Here is a 2,630-nt window from a genome sequence, read left to right as displayed (position 1 = left end):
ATGGGTTCGGTTTCTTGTATTTGTGTGGTGCAAACCAAGTTGCCGACTCATGCAGGCCTCTTCAATATTCCAACTTCTTGATTTTCTGTAAGAAAAATCGGGGATCCCTCAGGGTCTGTCCCCGTTTGTTATAAAGATCTGCTCTTGATGGCATCTCAGATTGTAGGGGTGTTGTCGGCCACTGCACTGGGCGATACAGATCAAGAGTCAATGGATCTGGGCTCTTGGGTTGCCAACAACGCTACGCAGTACAACTTCCTCAATCACCAGGATGTCATCGATCTCGCTGAAGCGGAGAAGACGTGCCGAACGAAAGGAAATTGTGATGAAGTCAAAAAAGAGTTTGATGAGCGCAGCGATGCGAACCGGGAGCGACTGAAAAACTGCAAGCTTGTCGGAAACTGCGCACAAATTAGGGCAGAGATTGATGAGGGCTCCAAAGCACTGGGGACCCTGATCGAGGTAACCGAGAAGGTCAACCCAGGCGGCTCGGATAATGATCTGGCGTATTACTATCAGACCAAAAAGAACGCCACCGACTGGACGACGGCTGGTTTAAACCATTTAGATCAGATTGGTAATCTGTGGGTCAACGACGATGGTTCGTGGTTGACTGAGGCGGGAGTCTATCTAGATCAGACGGGTTTCAATCCATTTGGAATCAACGTTCTGCCTGGCATGCATGGAGCTGGTGAAGGAGGCGGGACCAAGGTAAGGCCACTTGATGACTTGCCTGTCGGAGGCGGTGGTAAAGATAAGCCGAAGCCTACGCCAGAGTGGGATAATCCTGTCACGAGGGTCGATGGAGAGTTTGGCGATCAAAACGCTCCAACGATTAATGTTCCTGCATTTTTTGATACGCCAACGAATGCGCCGAAGTTTATTACCAATGGACGAATCAATATGTCTGATTTGCAGAAGCTGGTTCCGCCTGGTATGCCGGATACGTTCAGACCTTCTGCCACTATTGCTGATGGCAGTAAATTCTCGTACGTTTGGGCAGGGCAGAAAGTTGAAATTAAGTGGCATTCCCCTGATCTCAATGCAGCTGCAAATCATCCTGGATCCAACTCAGGTAGTGGTTGGACTGCGCAGATTAAAATCGGAAAGAAACTGCTTGGGCAAGATGGCAGGCTTTACAGAAAAGTAACCAATGTCACCCATATTCCTGTGGACTTTAAATGATGAAGGCCGTTTCTTATTACTGCTCGCTTCCGGACTCGATGCCTGAAGAAGATGTGACAAAGGAATTTCATGAACTTCTACAAGAAGTACCTGGTTCTGAGCGGTTGAAACATGATTTTCTCCAGGCTCTGTTAGAGCTCAGCGATCGTCAGTGGCACACCTATAAAGGGATGGACCAGCCACTGAAGACTCAGATCGAGAAAATCTTGATCAGTTGGTGGGATGGATACGATTTCGATTTTGCTGAGGGCTCGATCATCGTTGCTGCAATGCTTGGGTTGGTTGAACTTTTTGATTTTATATCAAATCGAAGTGTTGCCGAGCTTTCACCTGAAGTAGCTGTCGAGATTAAAGAGGCAATTGCTGAGCTGGGGGATAATATCGCTGATCCGTATAGTGGTCTGTGATTTGAAGCGACCAATAATCCGCGAATAGGAGTGGCCACATTTAAGCGTCATTCAGAAAGGCGTAGGATGTGATTCCGGATTGAAATCCCGTCAGGCTAAAACAATGAAAACGCCCCGAACACTGTCGGGGCGTTTTCATTTGCCAGACTCAATCAGCAGAACACTCAACGAAACGCCGGCACCACATGCTTGATAAACAACTCCAACGATTTCTTCTTCTCTTCATGCGGCAGGCTGTTATCACACCAGAAACTGAACTCATCCCCCCCCCAACTCCTGGTAATACTTGATGCGCGGAATGATCTCTTCCGGCGTACCAATCATCGCCGTCTTGTGCAAACTCTCCAGCTCAAACTCCGGACGCCCGGCAAACTTCTCTTCCGGGCTCGGTGCGAGGAAGCCATTGACCGGCGTTTGCTTGTTGCCGAACCACGCATCGAAGGTGCGATAGAAACGCGAGATCGCTTTCGCGCCGACTTTCCAGACGTCCGGATTATCAGCGGTGTGCACGTGGGTGTGACGCAGCACCATCAGTTGCGGGCGTGGCACGTCGGGGTTGTTGTCCAGCGCAGTCTGGAATTTGTTTTTCAGGTCGGGGACTTCTTCGTCGCCCTTCGTCAGCGGCGTGACCATCACGTTGCAACCGTTGGCCACGGCGAAGTTGTGCGAGTCCGGGTCGCGGGCGGCGATCCACATTGGCGGGTTGGGCTTCTGGATCGGTTTTGGCACGCTGGTGGAGGTGGGGAATTTCCAGATGTCGCCGTTGTGCGCGTAGTCGCCTTGCCACAGGGCGCGGACCACCGGGACCATTTCGCGCAAGGCCTGGCCGCCGCTGGGTAAAGGGGGACGGTAAAGGGGGACAGACCCTGAGGGATCCCCGATTTTTCTTACAGAAAATCAAGAAGTTGGAGTATTGAAGAGGCCTGCATGAGTCGGCAACTTGGTTTGCACCACACAAATACAAGAAACCGAACCCATGCAAGCCATCCGATTTTTGCACAGAGCGCTCGCTCAAGCACTGCCCTCTATCCATTCTCG

At 50.9% G+C, this 2,630-nt stretch carries 2 protein-coding genes and 1 pseudogene; 2 read left to right on the top strand and 1 reads right to left on the bottom strand.

From position 1 onward, the window contains the following. Window positions 1-147 precede the first annotated feature (147 nt). Together AACY18_RS27795 and AACY18_RS27790 are read left to right on the top strand one after the other, a co-directional pair. Window positions 148-1,185 carry a hypothetical protein gene (locus tag AACY18_RS27795; protein WP_339466834.1) on the top strand — a complete coding sequence of 346 codons (1,038 nt, stop codon included), beginning with the start codon at window positions 148-150 and terminating at the stop codon, window positions 1,183-1,185. Continuing rightward, the gene (locus AACY18_RS27790; RefSeq protein WP_339466833.1) at window positions 1,182-1,592 is read left to right on the top strand and encodes a hypothetical protein; all 411 of its coding nucleotides are present in this window, start codon (window positions 1,182-1,184) and stop codon (window positions 1,590-1,592) included. Before AACY18_RS27795 ends, AACY18_RS27790 begins: the two co-directional genes overlap by 4 nt. A 164-nt stretch (window positions 1,593-1,756) precedes the next feature. On the opposite strand, the pseudogene AACY18_RS27785 reads toward AACY18_RS27790, so the two are convergent. Continuing rightward, window positions 1,757-2,435, bottom strand: a pseudogene (locus AACY18_RS27785) (LLM class flavin-dependent oxidoreductase); the annotation flags it as partial. Window positions 2,436-2,630 lie beyond the last annotated feature (195 nt).

Origin of the sequence: Pseudomonas sp. EA_65y_Pfl2_P74 (assembly GCF_963970575.1) — a bacterium.
Classification (GTDB): domain Bacteria; phylum Pseudomonadota; class Gammaproteobacteria; order Pseudomonadales; family Pseudomonadaceae; genus Aquipseudomonas; species Aquipseudomonas baetica_A.
This window is presented reverse-complemented; position numbering and strand designations above follow the sequence as displayed.